We start from the raw sequence: 18,317 nt of genomic DNA on the forward strand, positions 1-18,317 counted from the left end.
CTTGAGGTGGCCGGCGGCAGTCTTAATGCACCTGGAGGTGCGAGGTGCTTCCTGACGTAACACGCCCACGCCCACGCCCACGCGTCTTAATGCACCTGGAGGTGCGAGGTGCTTCCTGACAGCAATGAAGGCGAACAGCGACAAGCACGCCCCGCACGTCTTAATGCACCTGGAGGTGCGAGGTGCTTCCTGACCCCTGCCTCTGGAAACCGCGTCATACCGCCACTTCCAGAGGCCAGATCGCCACCGACCCCGCAAGCACCCCACGAGACCGGCTAACACCACCCCAAAACTACCACCTTTCGTTGAAAACAAGCCAAGCGCCACCGACACCCCCCAAGACCCCTCCAGCCACCAACTTTCAACGAAGTCATGCGGAAAAGTCGGGGTCAAAACGCACTAAACTTTGTACCGTAGACCAAATCGCAACCTCACCGCCACACCCCACCAACACCACACCAACCACCTGCGCCCCACCGGAACCACAAGCCACACACCCGGACACCACCCACCTGCACCCAACCAGCACTACCGACCACCCGGACGCCACCCACCTGCACCCCAGCCAGCACCGCCGCCAAGCACCACCTCGAACACCCACCTACCCCGCCGGGACCTCTACTACGCCACTTCACCGTTGAGTACGCCACTTAGGACTCTGCTGAACGGTCCAGAGCCCTTCAACAAACACCTAAGTGGCGTAGTAGAGCCCGAACCGGAGTAGTAGAGCCCCAACCGGAGTAGTAAACCCACCGACCCCGGCCCCAACACGGCTCTTCCAGTTTGAGGGTGCTGGCGGTGGTGGGCGTCGACCCAGGCGGCTACCGGCCTCGTACTTGGACCGCGTTACTGCGGATGGACCGGGCTACCGCGCATGGACCGTCTGAGAGTGCGTTCCAGGCAGTCCAACGGCAGCCAGACGGTCCATCCGCAACCAGGCGGTCCATCCGCAACCAGACGGTCCATCCGCAGCCCAATCGGACAAGGGATGCCCCGGTCGACAACCAGACGCCCTAGCCTGCCCACCACACCAGGACGGTAGACCAGCACCTGGGAGTCAAAGTGTCCAGAATCGACACGAACACCCCGCCCCACCCAGTACACGCCCTGAAACTCGTTGAAACCATGCGGACCTGGTAGACGGCGTCGGGCGGGGGAGCATCGTTCGTGCCGAATCCGGACACTCCCCCCGCCCCGCCAGCCCCACCAACCGAACTCGATCGTCATATCGACCGAACTCGACGGTAATAACGACCGAACTCGGCGAACACGTGCTCAGACCGGAAGGAAGGAGCGGGCTCCGGCGGCGTCGGGCTCGGGGCTACTCGAACCGTACCGTCGCGGAGGCGACCATCCGGGCCGCCGCGCGCGTACTCGCCAACGCGGCGACGCCGACCATCGCCAGGCACCCGCCGAGCACCACGTAGTAGGAGCCCGCGGGCCAACCGACTCCCCGTGACGAGGTACCGGCGATGACGGTCCACGCCGTGTACACCGCCGCGCCGATGCTCAGCGCCAGCACCGTGCCCACGGGGAGCAGCATCTCCCAGGCCACCGCCCGCCGCAGCGTCCGGTGGGGCATCCCGACCAGGCGCAGCAGGGACAGTACCCGCCGTCGTGCCAGCAGCGAGGAGACGGTGGACACCGCCAGCGCCGCCGTCGACACCCCCGCTGCGATGAGTATGCCGATGTAACCCAGGACCGCGAACTGATTCTCCAGGGCGGCGGCGGAGGCGACCACATTGTCGAAGCGTGAGATCGGGTAGTGGGTCAGCCCTTCACCCACCGCGGTCACCATGGCGGTGCGGGCGCGCTCCACCGAGGCCGACTCGCCATCGGTCGCGACCAGCAGCATGGCCGCGGCATCGGCCTCGGGCGCGGTATACGGCCGCGGATCCGCAACGTCGTTGAGGAGCCAGTCCCAGCCGACGCTGACCCACTCCGAGTTCTCGGCCGTGCCCGGTGAATCGGCGTCGAAGGCGCCCAGGGCGCGGGCCTCCTCTGTCCGCAGCGCCAGCCGCATGGAGGCATCCTCGGAATCGCCCGATGCGTCCAGGGCGACGGCTACGGCGGTCACGCCCTCGACCTGTGCAATCTGCGGGGCCGTCTGTTCGAGTGCGTCTGCGGCGCCGGGCTGGGACAGCGTGTACAGCGTCGTCGGCGCCAGGTAACCACTGCCCTGGTTGAGCACCGGGGTGCCGGCGGCGGCGGTGATGGCGACTGCGAATAGGGTCACCGCGTACACGGCGACGACAAGGCCGCCGACGGCACGGAAGGTCGCCCGGGGATGCTGGACCATCCTGCCCAGACCGATCACCTGCGCCGCGTTGCGGGCGCGGCGTTGTGCCAGGCGAGCAGCCCATGAGGTCAGCAGGGGACCGGCCCACAGCAGTCCCAGCATGGTCAGCACGAATGAGGCCACCAGAAGTTCGCCAGTGGGCATGACGGCGGCCCACGCCGAGCCGGATTCGACGGCGCTGGTGAGAATGCGCACCGTCGTCAGTCCCGCCAGGCCCAATAGCAGGGGCAGGAGGGAGCGCAGCCGCGGCGGGCGTTCGCGGCGTTCGCGGGAGGCGCCCAGCGGGCCGACGTCGGCCCGCAACGTCGTCCACCAGGTCACCACCGTCGCCATCAGGGGGATGGCGACGACGGTTGCGCCGATGACGCCCGGGGTGGCGAGCAGATCCGCCGGGAAGAACCGCGAGGAGCCGATTTCGATGCGCGCCGCCAGTGGAATCAGGGCGAGGTAGGTGAGGACGCCGAGCACCGCCCCCACAAGCGCGGTCACGCCGGTCTCCGCCGCGGCGATCCGCGCTACTCGTCCGGGAGTGGCGCCGATCAGCCGCAGGGTGGCGAAGCGCTCGGCGCGCTGAGCCGCACCGAGACCGGTGACGATGGCGATCAGCAGCAGCACCGGTACGAGCACGGCGATCGCCCCGATGATGGCGACGATCCGGTAGGCCACGGAGGCGTAGTCGTAGCCGATGAACTCGGTGACCACTAGGGGAGCGCTCGCACCGTCCCACTCCAGCACGCGTGACTGCTCCACGCCGGACACCAGCACCAGGGAGTCCGGCCCCTCGATGGCGTCGTCGGACAGGACTCCCACTTGCTCGCCGTAGCGCTCGCCCAACTGGTCGGCCGGTACGGCATCAATGAGTTCGGCCAGGGCGGGGGAGGCGAGGTACTGGCCCGGGCGAGGCACGACCTCGGAGCCGGGTATGCGCACGCGGGTGTCCGGCGTGGCGGCGACAAGCACGACGGTGATCACCCGGTCCTCGTAGTGGTCTAGGCCGGCGACGGCGGCGGCGGTGTCCGGTGTTAAGACGGTGTCCGCCGCCAGCTCCTGCGTCACCTCCGGATTAGTCACCATCAGATCGGTCCAGGTGGAGCGCTCCGAACGCACCCCGAATGCCTGCCCGGCGGCGGCCAGCAGCAGGAAGAGCGCGACGCCGATCATGACGCCCGCCGTGATTCCCGCAAGACGGCGGCGGGAGGCGCGGTCGCCGGACACCACCAGGCGGGTCAGGGAGAGCGTGCTCATCGGACCTGCTCCTCGCCGTCGGGCCGGGCTGCGGCGAGCAGGCCGTTGTTGAGGCTGACGCGCCCGTCGCGGATGATCACCTCGCGGTCGGCGTAGGCGGCGATGCGGCTGTCGTGAGTGACGACCACCAGCGTGGAGCGCGTGGCTCGGGAGGCCTCGAGCAGAGCGCTCATTGTCTGCTCGGCGGCCAGGGAGTCCAGGGAGCCGGTGGGTTCGTCGGCGAACAGGACGCGCGGCGAGGTGACCAGGGCGCGGGCGACGGCGACGCGTTGGGCCTGCCCGCCCGAGAGCTGGGTGGGCAGTTTGCGCTCGTGCTCGCCCAAGTCGAGGGCCGCCAGTTGGGTATGCGAGCGTTCCAGGGCCTCCCGGCGCGAGACGCCTGCCAGCAGCAGCGGCAGCGTCACGTTGTCCAGCGCCGACAGGTCCGGCAGGAGCTGACCGAACTGGAAGATGAAGCCGAACTCGGCCAGGCGCAGGCGGGCGCGGTCGGCCTCGCCCAGGGCGGCGACGTCGCGGCCGCCGTAGTGCACGTTGCCGGCGTTCGGCGTAAGCACTCCCGCCAGCACGTGCAGCAGCGTGGACTTGCCCGAGCCGGAGGGGCCGGTGATGGCCAGGACCTCGCCCGCGGCGATGTCGAGGTCGATGCCGCGCAGGGCGCGGGTGCTTCCGAAGGTGAGCTTCAGTCCGCGCGCCCGCATGATCACTTCGGGCGCCGATGCCGAGGCGGGTGAGGTGGTGGGTGAAGCGGCTCCTGATGGCGCCGCAGACGGTAGGGCTGAAACGGGTGCGGAGGATGAGTTTGAGGGTGCTGTACTCATGCCCGGACCTCCTGGCGCAGCTCGCTCAAGCGGGCGGCGGTCAGGTCGATCCAGCGCAGGTCGGCCTCCAGGTGGTACAGGGCGTGGTCGGCGATGAGGATCGTGTGCAGGTCGGCTCTCTCCTTGCGGCGGGTGATCTCGCGCATCCGGGCGGTGTGGGCGGCGCGCTGCAGGTCCAGGAGGCGCTCGGCGTCGTCGTCGAGCAGGAGGGCGATGATGGTCTTGGCGAACAGATCGGCCTGGATGGAGTCCGAGGGGACCTCGGGGCTGCGGATCCACTCCTCTACGGCGGCGCGCCCGCGTGCGGTGATCTCGTAGCGCTTGCGTTCCGGGCCGGCGCCCGCCTCTGCCCCGGTCTGGATGATCAGGCCGTCGCGCAGTAGGCGGGCGAGAGCTGCGTAGACCTGCCCGAAGGCGAGTGGCTTGGTGTCGGCGAACCAGCGGTCCCAGTGCGTTTTGAGGTCGTAGCCGTAGCCGGGGCCGGTGCCGAGTAGGCCGAGGAGCGTGAGGCGAGTATCCATGAACGGGACTATACACGCGAGGTATACTTGTGGTGTGTAGTTGAGGTGCGGCACGAGCGCTCCGCGCCCTTGGCATCGTGACGCACTGCTGGGTGGGCAACGCAGCTACCTGCCGTTACCCACCCAGCCTTGTAGATCGGCGTCTTCTTCTGGCGATGCGCGATGCTAGTGCGGGGTGGACGCCTCGTGCTCAGTGCCGGCGGGCCTGGTGTGAAGTGTCCTGCGCGCTTGTCCGATCGATTCCCCGATCCACCACGTGGCGATAAGTGCCAGGGGTGTTGCGGCCATCAGGGAGAAGTCGTTGCCCGCTAGTGCGAGCCGCGGCTCACCGGGCCATGCCGTCGCAGCGGCGAGGAGAACCGCGATGGTGAGGTTCCTGCCGGCGATTGCCCAGTTGACTGTCGACTGCCGCAGCGCCCCGAAGCAGCCGCACTCGTTGGCCAGTCTCCGCGTGACGGCCTGAGCGACCGCAGCGGCGAGGATGAGGTAAAAAGCGGCACCTGTCCAGGAGACGACTCTGGGCCACATGCCCAGGACCAGTGCTGTCCCCAGGACCAGTTCGGTGGCGGGCAATGTGACGGCGACGACGACCGCAACTGATCGAGGAGCCAGGCGATAACCTTCAACGACGCTGACGTTCTTCGCGAAAGTCTGGCGGTGTTTCCCCTGCGCGGCCGCAATGAGGATCGCACCCGCAAGAATTCTGACGACTCCGAATGCCCACGCCATGCTGGTCATCTCATTCTTTCGGAGACCTGTGCTCCTGTCTGGTCTCCCGACAGCAAAGTCGAGGTGATTGTCAGGACTCCGTTTTGTTGTGACGCCACCTTCTCGACAACGGAGTCGTCTGCGATGTCACCTTTGGCTCTTGCCCAGGTTCTCTGCCCCTTCGAGTCCTTACGCTCCTCGAACTCAAGGATGTTCGTCAGCGACTGTTGGTTCCAGTCGCGGTCGCGGTACGGGGCGGCATGGGCTGATGTCATCTCGGGGAAGAGGAACTGAATGAGACCGATAAGGCCCGCACCTCCAGCGGTTCCGATGAGGGTGCGCCGTGGCCACCTCCTACCTTGGGTGGTGTGAGGGCGATTGCGAAGACGGCTTTGTCTTGTCATGGTTGGTTCCTTTTGGTGCAGGGATTATCATAGCTGTCGCTAATGCAATCAACCCTGTTGTTAGGTTATCTCTTCTTTTGTGGCTGTGTCAAGCGACCGACGAGACTCATTTCAGATGCCCGCGAAAGTGGTTCGGTGCCTCATCCAGGTACTGTCCGCGAGAGTTGCGGATCGTGGTGGGCGTGCGGTGGTGGGTTGACTGGTGCGGGCCGGGGCGGAGATCGCTAGGAGGTACGCCTTGGCGTGAGCCGCTCCGCGGTGCCCCCCTCGAAGGGCGGGGGATGCTGGACGACGAGTGTGCGGTGATTGGTTGGATCCGGGAGGGTGCCGCACGTCGCCTGAGGTTGGCGCAGGCAGTTCGCCGCCACTCTACATCAACAGACCTCGGCGGTTGATCAGCCGTCCTTGGCGGGGGACTGCTGTACGGTTGCGCCGATGTGCCGGGCGATGGCTGCTTCGCACTCGGCGCGGTCGACCGGGCGGCAGCCCTTGGCCACCCACTCGGCGATTTTGGCGGGCTCCTCCCGGGCCAGGCGCAGCCCGCGCCGCAGCAGTACATGAACGGGCTTGCGGTGCTCGGCCAGATCGCGTCGCAGCCGGAACCACCAGGTCTGCAGGCGCGGACGGCGCAGCACCAGCGCGTCCGCGAGCACTCCCGCCTCTCGACACCGGTCAATGAGCTCCGCCGCGAACACGCCCTCGGCCACATAGGCGGGAACGGCGTCGACGTCAAGGGTGGTGTAGTCGACCGTGGCGTTGTCCTGAATGGAGTACACGGGCACGGTTGTGGACCCGGTGGCGCATAGGTCGAGAATCGCCGTCATGGCCCGGTCGGCGTCCCAGGAGGCAGAATCATCCCAGTCGATGGCATGCTGGGCCTCGGCGCGTGTGACGCCGTCGGCCCCCGAAATGGAGCCGTCCAGCAATGGCATACCCGGCTCGTCGCCGTCGCGATAGAAGTCGTCGAGCTTCAGGCGCCGAGCGCCTACACGGCGCAGCAGGGAGGTCTTGCCGGAGCCGGAAGGGCCGGTAAGCAAAATGACACGGGTGCTCACGGAACCCAAGGCTAGCCGCTGTGTAGGAGCGAAGTGGCCGAGCCGCCGTCGGAGTCGGGAATCGGATACTATCGCCGCGAAGGGCAAGCGTGAGGCAGCGTCATGGGCAACGTGCGAGAGGCTGAGACGAGTGAACTCCTTGGGCTGATCCGTCGTGGCGAGGCAACCACCCGGCCCGAGTTGCAGGATCGCCTACAACTGTCGCGCGTCACCCTGGGTAAGCGCCTGGATACCCTGCTCCGTGCGGGTCTGGTGGATGAGGCCGGTCAGGACGCCTCGACCGGCGGCAGGCCACGCACGGTGTTCCGGATCCGACCGGACTGCGGCGTGTTGCTGGCCGTCGACATCGGCAGTTCGCGCACCAATTTGGCGGTGACGGACTTCGCTGGAACGATCCTCATCCGCGACGGCCGACTGCTGGATCTGTCCGGCGGCCCGGGAGCGGTGTTGCCCTGGGTGCGTCATCGCCTAACGGAAATGCTTAAGGAGCTCGGCGCCACGGGCAGAGTCCTCGGCCTGGGAGTCTGCGTACCCGGCCCGGTCGATCCGGCGTCGGGGAGGCTGGCCCATCCAGCACTCATGCCCGGCTGGCACGGCGTCGATATCGCGGCGGAACTGTCGGGGGACTTCGACGGCGTTCCGGTGGCTGTGGGCAGCGATGTGCAGGTGGCCGCACTCGGCGAATACCGGATGCACTGGTCCAACTCCGACGACATCGTGCTGGTCAAAGCGGGGGAGGGGATCGCCGCGGCCGCCGTGATCAACGGCGTCGTGCGTACGGGCGCCACCGGAGCGGCCGGGGAGATCGGGCACGTGCAGATTCCGGAGGGCCGGCAGTGCCGCTGCGGGAGATTCGGCTGCCTGGAGTCGGTTGCCGGCGGCTGGTCCCTGCGGGAGCGTCTGAGCGAGGCCGGCTGGACCGTGGACAGCAGTGAGGAACTGGCCGGGCTCGCCCTGCGCGGGGATTCGCTGAGCATCGAACTGCTGGAGCGTTCGGCGTGGCTCGTGGGCCGCGCGTTGGCCCCGGTGGTTGCGGTCCTGAACCCCTGCGCAGTGGTGGTCGCCGGTGCGCTAGCCGACGGCGGAGCGGGGTACCTGGATCCGTTGCGTTCGGTGCTTGAGGCGATTGGGCCGCAGGAGGTGACTCGGCCGCTCGTCGTCGTGCCCGCGCAACTGGGGGCTGACGTCGGCGTGGTCGGGGCGGCCCTGCTGGTGCAGGATCTGCTCACCGACCCGGCGCACCTGGATCGGTTGATGTCGAGGGTGTCGTCGGAGAACAGCGACGGCGGTTTTGTAAAACTCTTTACATAACGGGTCTGTGGGCGGTATTGTCGTGGGCACCGGAACTCAACGGCCCCTATGCGAGAAGAGGCGACGATGGCTGTTCTCACTCTGTCCACCGCTTTACCGGACACTTCCTTCCGGCTCGACGTCGAGGCGGCCGACTGGCGCGATGCGCTGCGGCTCGCGGGGGAGGGACTGATCGCCTCCGGTGTGGCGACGCCTACGTACACCGAGGAGATGATCGCGGCCGTGGAGGAACACGGCCCCTACATCGTGATCGCGCCGGGGCTCGCCCTGGCTCACTCACGCCCCTCGCCGGCGGTGCTGCGCACGGGTATGAGCTGGGTGCGGCTGGTGCATCCGGTGGACTTCGGCAGCCCTAATGATCCGGTGCGACACATTATCGGCCTAGCGGCCAAGGGCGAGCAGGAGCACCTGGATGTCATGGCAGCGCTCGCCCGCGCCCTATCCGATCCCGTCTCACGATCCGAACTGGACCGTGTTCCCACCCCCGCGGCGTTGCGTGCGCTGCTCGACCCCGACTCCACCAACACCACTACCGAAACCTCTACCGGATTGGAAGAAGAATGAACATCACCTGCGTCTGTGGCATGGGCATCGGAACCTCGATGCTGCTGAAGATGAACGTTGAGCAGGCTGCGTCCTCCCTCGGCTTGGATGCGGAGGTCAGCACCGCCGATATCGGCACCGCCAAGGGCGCCGCCCAGAGCGCCGACCTGATTATCACCTCTGCCGAGTTGGCTGAGGAGCTCACGGGCCTGTCTACGCCGATCGCCGTCGTCCACAACTTCACCGACGTCTCTGAAATCGAGGCCGCTCTGAAGGAGAAGACGCAGTGAACGCGCTGGTCGCGGTACTCGACTTCATCAGCCAGGAGATCCTGAACGTTCCCGCTTACCTGATCGGCATAGTTGCCGCCGTCGGTCTGATCGCCCTGCGCAAGTCCGCCGGGCAGGTCATCGGCGGGGGACTGAAAGCCGCAATGGGCTACCTCATTCTCGGTGCGGGCGCCACCGTGGTGACGGCTTCGCTAGCCCCCTTCGGCGATCTCATCTTCCGGGTTACCGGGGCCCACGGCGTGGTTCCTACCAATGAGGTCATCACCGCACAGGCCGCAAGCGAGTACGGCACCACCTCCGCCTATTTGATTGTGCTCAGCTTCCTGATCATGCTGCTGCTGGCCAGGTTCACCCCGCTGAAGTACGTGTTCCTGACCGGGCACCACATGGTGTTCATGGCGACGCTGCTGGCCGTGGTCCTTTCGGTGGGTTTCGGCCCCGGGCATTCCGCCCTTGTGGTTGCGGTCGGCTCGGTGCTGATGGGCATCATCATGGTGGTGATGCCGGCCTTCGCCCAGCCGTACATGAACCGGGTGACCGGGGATGACAAGTTGGCCGTGGGCCACTTCAACACCGTCGGCTACGTGTTGGCGGGCGCGCTCGGCAGCGCCGTCGGCAAGCGCTCGCGCTCCACCGAGGACATGAAGTTCCCGCAGGGGCTGCGCTTTCTGCGCGACTCCATGGTCTCAACCACGCTGCTCATGCTGGTCCTGTACCTGGTGTTCGCCGTCTGGGGCATGATCGCCGTGCCCAAGGAGGAGCTGATGGGGGTCTTCGAGGGGGCGCAAACCTCAGACACCTACGGCTCCTACATCATGGCGGCCTTCGCCCAGGCGCTGCAGTTCGGAATCGGTGTCAGCATCATCCTGTACGGGGTGCGCATAATCCTGGGTGAACTGGTCCCCGCATTCCAGGGGATCGCCAACCGCGTGGTGCCCGGCGCCAAGCCCGCGCTCGACATTCCGATCGTCTTCCCCTTCGGGCCCAACGCCTCCCTGATCGGCTTCATCGCCTCCTTCGTGGGCGGGTTGGCGGCGCTGGCGCTGATCGCCGTCTGGTTCGGTCCCGCCTGGGGGATGGCGCTGATTCTGCCCGGTATGGTCCCGCACTTCTTCGACGGCGGTGGGGCAGGCGTGTTCGGCAATGCCACCGGCGGTCGCCGCGGCGCGATCCTGGGAGGCTTCGTCAACGGCATGCTCATCACCTTCCTACCCGCCGCGCTGCTGACCGTTATGGGGTCACTCGGTCTGGCCAATTCCACCTTCGGTGACGCCGACTTCGGCTGGTTCGGTTCGATTGTGGGGCTGCTTAGCCGTCTGGGCGCCGCGGGCGGCTCGCTGACCGCACTGGGATTCGGCGCGATCTTGTTCGCGGCCGCCTGGTGGTACCAGGTGCGGCTGGTGAACAACGGTTGGCTGCCCGCCTCCGAGCGGGCGGCACTGCAGGAAGCGAACAAGGCGGCGGCTACGGCCAGCTGACTGAGCGCAGCAGCCCGAATTCGACGTATCCGACGGGGCCCGGCGAACGTAGTCGCCGGGCCCCGTCATTTCGACCGAACTCGGTGGTTATTTCGACCGAACTCGGTGGTTATTTCGACCGAACTCGGTGGTTATTTCGACCGAACTCGGTGGTTATTTCGACCGAACTCGGTGGTTATTTCGACCGAACTCGGTGAAAGGGGGGCAGGTGATCACTCGGGCGAGCCGAGCAGGGCGCGCATGCGGGCGCGGGCGCCCTCGCGCTTTAGCGCCGCCAGCTCCTCGGTGTAGGCGGTGCGGAAGCGCTTGTCATCGACCAGGTCACCGAAGATCTCCCGGTTGCCGATGAAGCCGAGCTCATCGCCCGCCTCCTGCTTCTCTGCGAAGGGCCGCAGGTCGTCGGCCACCGGGATCGCCTCCCCGTTCTCGTCGGTGCCGAGCACCCCCAGCGACCAGGCGGCGCACATGGCCGCACCCAGGCGTACCGGGCCGTCGACCGTCAGGTTGTCGCGCACGGTCGGCAGCACGAACTTCGGCATGCCGGAGGGGCCGAACTGCGCCAGCCGCAGCAGCGTGTCCGCGATAGCCTCATTGGTGAAGCGCTCGAAGAGCGTGTCAATGTACTCATCCAGGTCGATGTCCGGCACCGGCAGCAGCCGCGGCCGCGCCTCGCGCTCCAGGTAGGCGCGCACCCAGGCGGCGATGTCGCCGTCGGCGGCGGCCGTGTGCGCGTACTCCATACCCAGCAGCCGCCCCCAGTGCGCCAGTCCCTGGTGGGAGGCGTTCAGCAGCCGCAGCTTCATCAGTTCGTAGGGGACGACGTCGTCGACCATCTGCACCCCGACCTCCTCGTACGGCGGGCGCCCGGCGGGGAACTCATCCTCCAGCACCCACTGGGTGAAGGGCTCGGCCACCACCGGCCAGGCGTCCTCAACGTTCAGCTCGGCGCGCACCTCCTCGACGTCGGCGGGGGTGGTCTGTGGGGTGATGCGGTCGACCATGCAGTTGGGGAAGGCGACATTGGCGTCGATCCAGTCGGCCAGCTCCGGGTCACACAGGCGTGCCTGGGCCACGACGGCGGTGCGGGCGATCTTGCCGTTTCCGGGCAGATTGTCGCAGCTCATCACGGTGAAGGGAGCGACCCCGGCCTCGCGGCGCAGTCGCAGGGCCTCCACGATGTAGCCGAAGGAGGTCTCCGGCTCGTGGGGGTTGGCGGCGTCGTGGGCGGCTCCGGGGGTGTCGGGAAGGAAGGCGCCGGTGGCGTCGTCGATGTTGTATCCGCCCTCGGTGACGGTTAGGGAGACGATCCGAGTGGTGGGCGCGGTCATCACCTCCAGCACACCGGCGCGGTCCTCGGGTGCGAAGCGGTAGTCGCAGATGGAGCCGATGATCGCCGGCTCGTGGTGACCGTCGGGGTGCTTGAGGGTCAGGCTGTACAGGAAGTCCTGCCCGGTCAGGGCGTCACGCATGCGGGCGTCCTGGGGCAGCAGGCCCACCCCGCAGATGCCCCAGTCCAAGGCCTTGCCATCTCGCATCAGGCGGTCGAGGTACATGGCCTGGTGGGCGCGGTGGAAGCCGCCCACACCCATGTGGACGATGCCGATGGTGATGGCGGAACGGTCGTAGGTGGGGGCGAGGGGGGAGGCGGCGAGTGTGGTGGTCATAATGGACATCCTTGTCTTGAATCGGTTGTGGCAGTGCGGAAATCGGCTGGCTTGTGCGGTCGGCGTCGGCCGGGGGCGGGCCGGGGCGCTGCGGTGCCCCGCCCCGCCATCGGTCCATGCTCGCGTGAAATGATCAGGCGGTGACCGCCTCCTTGGAGTTGTCGGCGTTGTCTAGGTCGTCATAGCTTTCCAGGATGCGGGCGTTGCCGGGCAGCTTCAAGGCGAAGCACAGGAAGAAGGAGACCACGTAGATCCCCGCCAGTGCCATGGCCACCCACAGGTAGCCGGAGGCGGTGGTCTCGTCCCCCATCAGCAGGGTGACGATGGCGGGACCAACGAAGGCGCCCAGGCCAGCACCGAGGTTCAGGATCGCCAGCGCGTTGCCGGTCTCGCCGTGGGCGTGGGCCGTGATCAGCGGCGTGGTGGGCACGTGGGCGCTGAGCCCGATACCGACCGCGGAGGTACCCAGGGCGATCAGGAAGAAGTTCGGGCCCGCAATGATCGGGATCAGGTAGATGTAGGCCAGTGCTGCCGCCGTGATGGGGGTGGCGAACCACTGCAGGGTGTTGCGCCAGCCCAGCTTGTCCCCGACCACACCCCAGAACACATCGCCGATAATGGCCACGAAACCGAAGATGGAGAACTCCAGGATCGCCTGGGACTCCGGCATGCCGTAGACCTTGTGCAGGTAGACCACGTAGTAGGCCTGCATGCCGTACTGGCCGGAGAGGTTGATGACCTTCACGATGCCGCCTATGGAGACCTTCGGGTAGCGCCACAGCACGGAGACGGCCGAGCCGACGGACTGGGCCACCGACTTGCCGCGGGTCTGTGCTGAAGAGGGGTGCAGCCGCAGGAACAGCATGCCGATGGTGCCGCCGATGGCTGCCAGAATCCAGCCGAGCCACAGGGTGGCGATGTGACCGATGTGCGGCAGCAGCAGGCTGGAGAAGTAGGAGCCGAGCAGCTGCATGCCGAAGCTGAAGGCGAACCAGAACCAGCCGGAGACCGAGGACTGCCGGGCCGGCGGGGTCACCATCATGGTCCAGGTCAGGAACCCGTAGGCGAACATGGGGTAGCCGAAGCCGCGCATACCGTAGAACAACAGCAGCAGCGGCAGGTTGTGACTGGGCAGGCCCACTGCGATGAACAGGGCGTCGAAGATCAGGAAGGAGACCAGTCCGATCAGCATCACCCGGCGGCAGCCGATCGCGTCGCACAGGGCGCCAGATAGGAATGCCGCGATGGCCACCACCACGCCGTAGGAGGTGACGATCATTGAGGCGTGGGAGACGGAGAAGCCGATGGCGTCGCTGGACAGGTAGTTGGTGATCCACACCGCCTCAATACCGTCACCGATCACGAAGATGATGACTGCCAGGAACCCGGTGGCGAGGTTGGTGGGGAATCCGGTCTTCTGTATGGCTGCTATGAGCCGGTTGGAGGATGGCATCGTTGCTCGATCACCTTGTCGTTACTCAGGGCCGGCGTCCTTCGCCGGTGGGACCAGTTTGCGGCCGGGCACTGACCGCCCCGGTGACCGATTGGGGGTCTGACGGTTGCCGGTTTCTGGCGCCGAGAACTCCCAGACGGCGCGGTTCAGGATGACCGAAAGGGGACGGCGGTTACCGAAGTCGGGTACGTCGGTGACCGTTTCGGGGCTCTTTCGGTTTAAGGGCGTGGTGGTGGGTGGTCGCGGGCGCCGTCGGCGCCTGGCCGTGTCCCCAACTCAGACCCGGTCGACCAGCGGGCCCAGGGCCTCCAGCCGCCTTGCAGTGGCCCCGCGCAGCTCTTTGCCGGTGATGATGCGCTCCAGGGAGCGCACGTGTCCGAAGCGCACGAAGGTGGAATGCCCGAACTTGGAGTGATTGCCGACGAGTATTGCGTGACGGGCCACGGTCAGGGCCATTTCCTTGACGGCCGCCACCGCCGGGTCCGGGGTGGTCAGCCAACCGTCGTCGGTGACCCCGTTGGCACCTATGAACACCAGGTCCGGCTCCATCCGCTCCAGCATGGCGGTGGCCCAGCGATCCACTGCACCTAGAGTCTTCGGTCGTACTCGGCCGCCGACGGAGATCACGGTGTAACGGGGCCGTTCGGCGAGTTCCATTGCCGTGGGCAGGGAGGTGGTCACCACGGTGAGGGGGCGGTCCGCCGGCAGGGCACGCCCCACCAGCAGCGGCTGGTTGCCCTCGTCCAGGAAGACCGTTTCCGCATGCCCCAGGCAGTCGGCGGCCGCCCTGGCGATGCGATCCTTCTCATCGACGTGGTGGGAGGAACGGAATGCCTGACTGGTCTCATAGGTGGAGGACTCCGCAGCGGTCACCCGCCCGTAGGAGCGGATGATGCGCCCGCTGGACTCCAGCTGGCGCAGATCACGCCGGATGGTTTCCACGGAGACCCCGAAGAGCTCCGGCAGCGCCGAGACATCCATCTCACCGCGCTCTCGCAGTTGCGCAATGAGCGCCTCCCGGCGCGACCGGGTGTCGGTGTACGCCGCTGGCGACGCCGCGGACTCGGAGCCCGTCATTGCTGTTGCCGCCTCACCTTGAAGCTCCACGTGCGGCACCACCGCCGGGACTTCAGTGGGCGATTACCACGCCCAGGTTGCGCGGGCCGTGCACGCCATTGACGCGCACCAACTCGATGTCTGAGGTGGCCGAGCCGCCGGCGATCCAGGTGGTGGGGCGCGTGGGGTTCTGGCCGAGCACGTCCACGGCCTGCGGCACCGTGGGCATGATCATCTCCCGCTCCAGAACTACCACGTGCTTGTCCGGCACGAGTGTGATGGCGCGCCTGCCCTGATCGGGTTCACCGTCTAGGCAGATCGTTCCGGACATGGAGATGCCCACCCGCGAGCAGGTGACGACGGCGTCGATCTGGTCCAGTTCGAGGGTTGGGATCGGCTCCTGCCGGGAGTCCTCCCGCACCGTGCGCCCGCGACGGGCCGCAGCTTCCTTGTAGGCCTGCGGCAGCCCCGCGGGGACGACGACGCTGCGCGCATCGCCGAGCAACTCGTCGATGCCGTCCAGGATGGCGGCGTCCTTGGGTGCGCGCACCACCTTGGCGGAGTAGTCCTCGAGTTTTTCGACCATGTCGGCGACCACGGGCTGCGAGCCGGGGGCGTCGGTGCCGACCCGAAGGTAGTTGCGGGGAATATCCCGCACCGGCCGACCCTGCTGGGAGCGGGAGATGGCCTCGCGGGCGCGGGCGAGGATTGCGGTCTTGGCGTCCATCAGCGGTTCTCCTTGGTGGCGGTGGACTGGGCGGCGCCTAGGCCCGACCGGGCCGGGGTGATGCCCTCGGGGTGGGTGCGCTTCCACCATTGTCGCAGTGATTCCTTCGGGGCGACGGGCAGGTCACGTGAGCGCGTCCACAGGGAGGCGGGGAACGGCAGTGCGCCGATCCGGCCGTCGCGTCCTATCAGGCGGGTGGCTTTGACCCCTTCGGTGGCGGCCAGCCAGGCCTTGCCGTTGGACATCACCGGGGTGGCGGCGTTCATGGCCACGTCCCACATGTCCGGCACCAGGCGCCGTTTGACGTCCACGCTGCGGGCGCGCAGGTGAATGAGGATGGTGGGGATGTCGATCTTGACCGGGCATACCTCCGCGCAGGCCCCGCACAGGGAGGAGGCGAAGGGCAGGGTGTGGACCGGATCGTCGTCGGCCAGCCCCTGGGTGAGCTGGGGGGTGAGAATCGAGCCGATCGGGCCGGGGTAGACCGAGCCGTAGGCGTGCCCGCCGGTGTGCTGGTAGACGGGGCAGATGTTCATGCACGAGCCGCAGCGGATGCAGGCCAGCGCCTGCCGGCCGATCGGGTCGGTGAGCACCTTGGTGCGGCCGTTGTCCATCAAGATTAGGTGGAACTCCTGGGGGCCGTCGCCGGGGGTGACACCCGTCCACATGGAGGTGTAGGGGTTCATGCGCTCGCCGGTGGCGGAGCGGGGCAGCAGCTGGGCGAAGATCTCGGCGTCCTGGTAGCGGGGGACCAGCTTCTCAATGCCCATCAGCGTGATCAGCGTGTCCGGCAGTGTCAGGCACATGCGGCCGTTGCCCTCGGATTCAAAGATGGAGACGGTGCCGGTTTCGGCGATACCCATGTTGGTGCCGGAGATCGCCACGGAAGCGTGCAGGAACTTCCTGCGCAGGTGTGCGCGCGCGGCTCCGGCCAGTTCCTCCGGCTTGTCCGAAAGGTCCTCGGGGGCGTCTCCCATGCGGTCCAGGAAGATGCCGCGCACCTCGGAGCGGTTGCGGTGGATCGCCGGGACCACAATGTGAGAGGGCATGTCGTCGGCGAGTTGGACGATCATCTCCGCCAGGTCGGTCTCGTGGGCGGTGATGCCCTCATCGGCCAGGTACTCGTTGAGATTGGTCTCCTGGGTGGCCATGGACTTGACCTTGACGACGTCGTCGATGCCCTTGGACTTGATGATGTCGGCGACGATGCGGTTGGCCTCGGCGGCGTCACGGGCCCAGTGGACGATGCCGCCGTGGGCGGTCACATTGGCCTCGAACTGTTCCAGGAGTTCGGGCAGGCGGGAGGCGACCTCGAATTTGACGGCCTCAGCGGCCTCCCGTAGGTCCTCCCAGTCCGGCATCTCGTCCACGCGCAGCTGCCGCTTGTTGCGGATGGTGCGGGTGGCGTGGCCCAGGTTGCGGCGCATCTGGGTGTTGGCGAGGGTCTTGTGGGCGCCCTCGGGGAAGGTGTGACCCCAGCGCAGAGTGTCCTGCGGAACTTCAACGTTGGTGCGCCAGCCGCCGGTGTGGGGCTGTTCTTCTGGGGATGCGGCGGGCATACCGAGAAATGTCTGGGATGTCTGGGTCATTTGAGTCGTCACAACCTCACCTGGTCGTTGCTGGGCTGGAAGGAGACATGGCCTTCGAAGGGGGCCTCCTTGGTGGAGGCGAGGATCTCCGCCAGGTGCATGACGCGCACGCCGGAGTTGACGCGTGACAGGGCCCCGCCGATGTTCATCAGGCAGGAGTAGTCGCCGGTGCACAGCACCTCGGCGCCGGTGGACATGACGTTGGCGGCCTTGTCCGCAACCATGGCAGTGGAAGTGTCGGAGTTCTTGATGGAGAAGGTGCCGCCGAATCCGCAGCAGACGTTCTCATCGGGCAGATCAATGAGGGTTAGTCCCTCGACTGCCCGCAACAGCCGGTAGGGGCGATCTCCGACGCGTGCCACCCGCATGGAGTGACAGGTGGGGTGGTAGGTGACGGTGTGCGGGAAGTAGGCGCCCACATCCTCAAGTCCGAGTACGTCAATGAGGAATTCGGAGATGTCGTAGGTGTAGGGGCTCAGAGCATCCACCCGCTTGACCAGGGCGGAGTCACCCACGTGCTCGGCCACGAGCCGCTGCTCGTGGCGGGCGGCGCCGGCGCAGGATCCGGAGGGGACCACCACGGCATCCCACTCCCCATCCAGGACCGGCTCGAAGGTTTTGACATGGTTCTCCACGATGGCGGCGGCCTGTTTGAAGTAGCCGGTGTTGGCGTGCATCTGGCCGCAGCACGCCTGCCCCTGGGGGAAGACGACCTCGTGACCGAGCCGCTCAAGAATAGTGACGGTGGCCTGTGCGGCCTGAGGGAACATCGTGTCGGCCAGACACGTGGCGAATAGTGCGATGCGCAAGGGGCTTGGTCCTTCCTCCACGGCGGCTTTGGCGCTTCCGTAAACAGGTTAGGGCAGTGACACTGCCGTCTCCACCGCCTGCTGCCCCCGCCTACAACCCCGCTGGGAGAACACTGAAATCATGCGAAAAACTCGCTTCGTCGCGCAGGGGCGTGAGGTCTGTTCGAGCGGCGGAGCGGGCGCGTCGCGGGTCACATTGCGCAAGCCTAGGCTTCGGTTTTACTCGCTGGCCCCCAGGCAGGGCCGTTGGCGGCTCGCCCAGAACTTCTGCGCCGCAACCACCGCCTGGCCCCCAGGCAGGGCCGTTGGACCCGAGGCGGCCGGACATTAGGACATGGGTGCCGGGG

General features: G+C 67.0%; 15 protein-coding genes and 1 CRISPR repeat array (1 of these 16 cut by a window edge). Of the genes, 4 read left to right on the forward strand and 11 right to left on the reverse strand.

The window, feature by feature from the left end; genetic code table 11:
- A CRISPR array of direct repeats spans positions 1-194; the repeat unit is 37 nt; unit sequence GTCTTAATGCACCTGGAGGTGCGAGGTGCTTCCTGAC (it extends 201 nt beyond the left edge of the window).
- A gap of 1,127 nt (positions 195-1,321) precedes the next feature.
- From CWT10_RS02210 to CWT10_RS02230, 5 genes are all read right to left on the reverse strand, one after another.
- The gene (locus CWT10_RS02210; protein WP_103062698.1) at positions 1,322-3,544 is read right to left on the reverse strand and encodes an FtsX-like permease family protein; all 2,223 of its coding nucleotides are present in this window, start codon (positions 3,542-3,544) and stop codon (positions 1,322-1,324) included.
- Positions 3,541-4,362: an ABC transporter ATP-binding protein gene (locus CWT10_RS02215; protein WP_103062697.1), complete on the reverse strand. Its 822-nt coding sequence runs from the start codon at positions 4,360-4,362 to the stop codon at positions 3,541-3,543. Before CWT10_RS02215 ends, CWT10_RS02210 begins: the two co-directional genes overlap by 4 nt.
- Entirely contained in the window at positions 4,359-4,883 is a 525-nt protein-coding gene (locus tag CWT10_RS02220) for a PadR family transcriptional regulator (RefSeq protein WP_103062696.1), read from the reverse strand. The genes CWT10_RS02215 and CWT10_RS02220 overlap by 4 nt, the downstream gene beginning before the upstream one ends.
- A 165-nt stretch (positions 4,884-5,048) precedes the next feature.
- Entirely contained in the window at positions 5,049-5,612 is a 564-nt protein-coding gene (locus CWT10_RS02225; RefSeq protein WP_158247619.1) for a MauE/DoxX family redox-associated membrane protein, read from the reverse strand.
- A gap of 778 nt (positions 5,613-6,390) precedes the next feature.
- Positions 6,391-7,050, reverse strand: a complete 660-nt coding sequence (locus CWT10_RS02230; RefSeq protein ID WP_103062702.1) for an ATP-binding protein — start codon at positions 7,048-7,050, stop codon at positions 6,391-6,393.
- A 102-nt stretch (positions 7,051-7,152) separates the two neighbouring features.
- Here CWT10_RS02230 and CWT10_RS02235 point away from each other — a divergent pair, with 102 nt between their 5' ends.
- The 4 genes from CWT10_RS02235 to CWT10_RS02250 all read left to right on the forward strand — a co-directional run bounded on the left by CWT10_RS02235 (position 7,153) and on the right by CWT10_RS02250 (position 10,672).
- Positions 7,153-8,361 carry an ROK family transcriptional regulator gene (locus CWT10_RS02235; RefSeq protein ID WP_103062693.1) on the forward strand — a complete coding sequence of 403 codons (1,209 nt, stop codon included), beginning with the start codon at positions 7,153-7,155 and terminating at the stop codon, positions 8,359-8,361.
- 66 nt (positions 8,362-8,427) lie between these two features.
- Complete coding sequence (locus CWT10_RS02240) at positions 8,428-8,925, forward strand: PTS sugar transporter subunit IIA (protein ID WP_103062692.1); 498 nt, start codon at positions 8,428-8,430, stop codon at positions 8,923-8,925.
- Positions 8,922-9,194, forward strand: coding sequence for a PTS sugar transporter subunit IIB (locus CWT10_RS02245; RefSeq protein ID WP_103062691.1), 273 nt, complete (start codon positions 8,922-8,924; stop codon positions 9,192-9,194). Before CWT10_RS02240 ends, CWT10_RS02245 begins: the two co-directional genes overlap by 4 nt.
- Complete coding sequence (locus tag CWT10_RS02250; RefSeq protein WP_103062690.1) at positions 9,191-10,672, forward strand: PTS ascorbate transporter subunit IIC; 1,482 nt, start codon at positions 9,191-9,193, stop codon at positions 10,670-10,672. Before CWT10_RS02245 ends, CWT10_RS02250 begins: the two co-directional genes overlap by 4 nt.
- A 212-nt stretch (positions 10,673-10,884) precedes the next feature.
- Here the strand turns inward: CWT10_RS02250 and CWT10_RS02255 are convergent, their stop codons facing one another.
- From CWT10_RS02255 to CWT10_RS02280, 6 genes are all read right to left on the reverse strand, one after another.
- Positions 10,885-12,336, reverse strand: a complete 1,452-nt coding sequence (locus tag CWT10_RS02255) for a mannitol dehydrogenase family protein (protein ID WP_103062689.1) — start codon at positions 12,334-12,336, stop codon at positions 10,885-10,887.
- A gap of 133 nt (positions 12,337-12,469) precedes the next feature.
- A complete protein-coding gene (locus CWT10_RS02260) occupies positions 12,470-13,789 on the reverse strand; it encodes an MFS transporter (protein WP_103062688.1) in 1,320 nt (439 codons plus the stop codon).
- A 276-nt stretch (positions 13,790-14,065) separates the two neighbouring features.
- Entirely contained in the window at positions 14,066-14,866 is an 801-nt protein-coding gene (locus CWT10_RS02265) for a DeoR/GlpR family DNA-binding transcription regulator (protein WP_103062687.1), read from the reverse strand.
- 52 nt (positions 14,867-14,918) lie between these two features.
- Positions 14,919-15,572, reverse strand: coding sequence for a LutC/YkgG family protein (locus CWT10_RS02270; RefSeq protein ID WP_103062686.1), 654 nt, complete (start codon positions 15,570-15,572; stop codon positions 14,919-14,921).
- A complete protein-coding gene (locus CWT10_RS02275) occupies positions 15,572-17,161 on the reverse strand; it encodes a LutB/LldF family L-lactate oxidation iron-sulfur protein (protein WP_103062685.1) in 1,590 nt (529 codons plus the stop codon). The genes CWT10_RS02270 and CWT10_RS02275 overlap by 1 nt, the downstream gene beginning before the upstream one ends.
- Before the next feature lie 8 nt (positions 17,162-17,169).
- Complete coding sequence (locus CWT10_RS02280; protein WP_103062684.1) at positions 17,170-17,970, reverse strand: (Fe-S)-binding protein; 801 nt, start codon at positions 17,968-17,970, stop codon at positions 17,170-17,172.
- Positions 17,971-18,317: the final 347 nt, after the last annotated feature.

Origin of the sequence: Actinomyces qiguomingii (assembly GCF_004102025.1) — a bacterium.
GTDB lineage: Bacteria > Actinomycetota > Actinomycetes > Actinomycetales > Actinomycetaceae > Actinomyces > Actinomyces qiguomingii.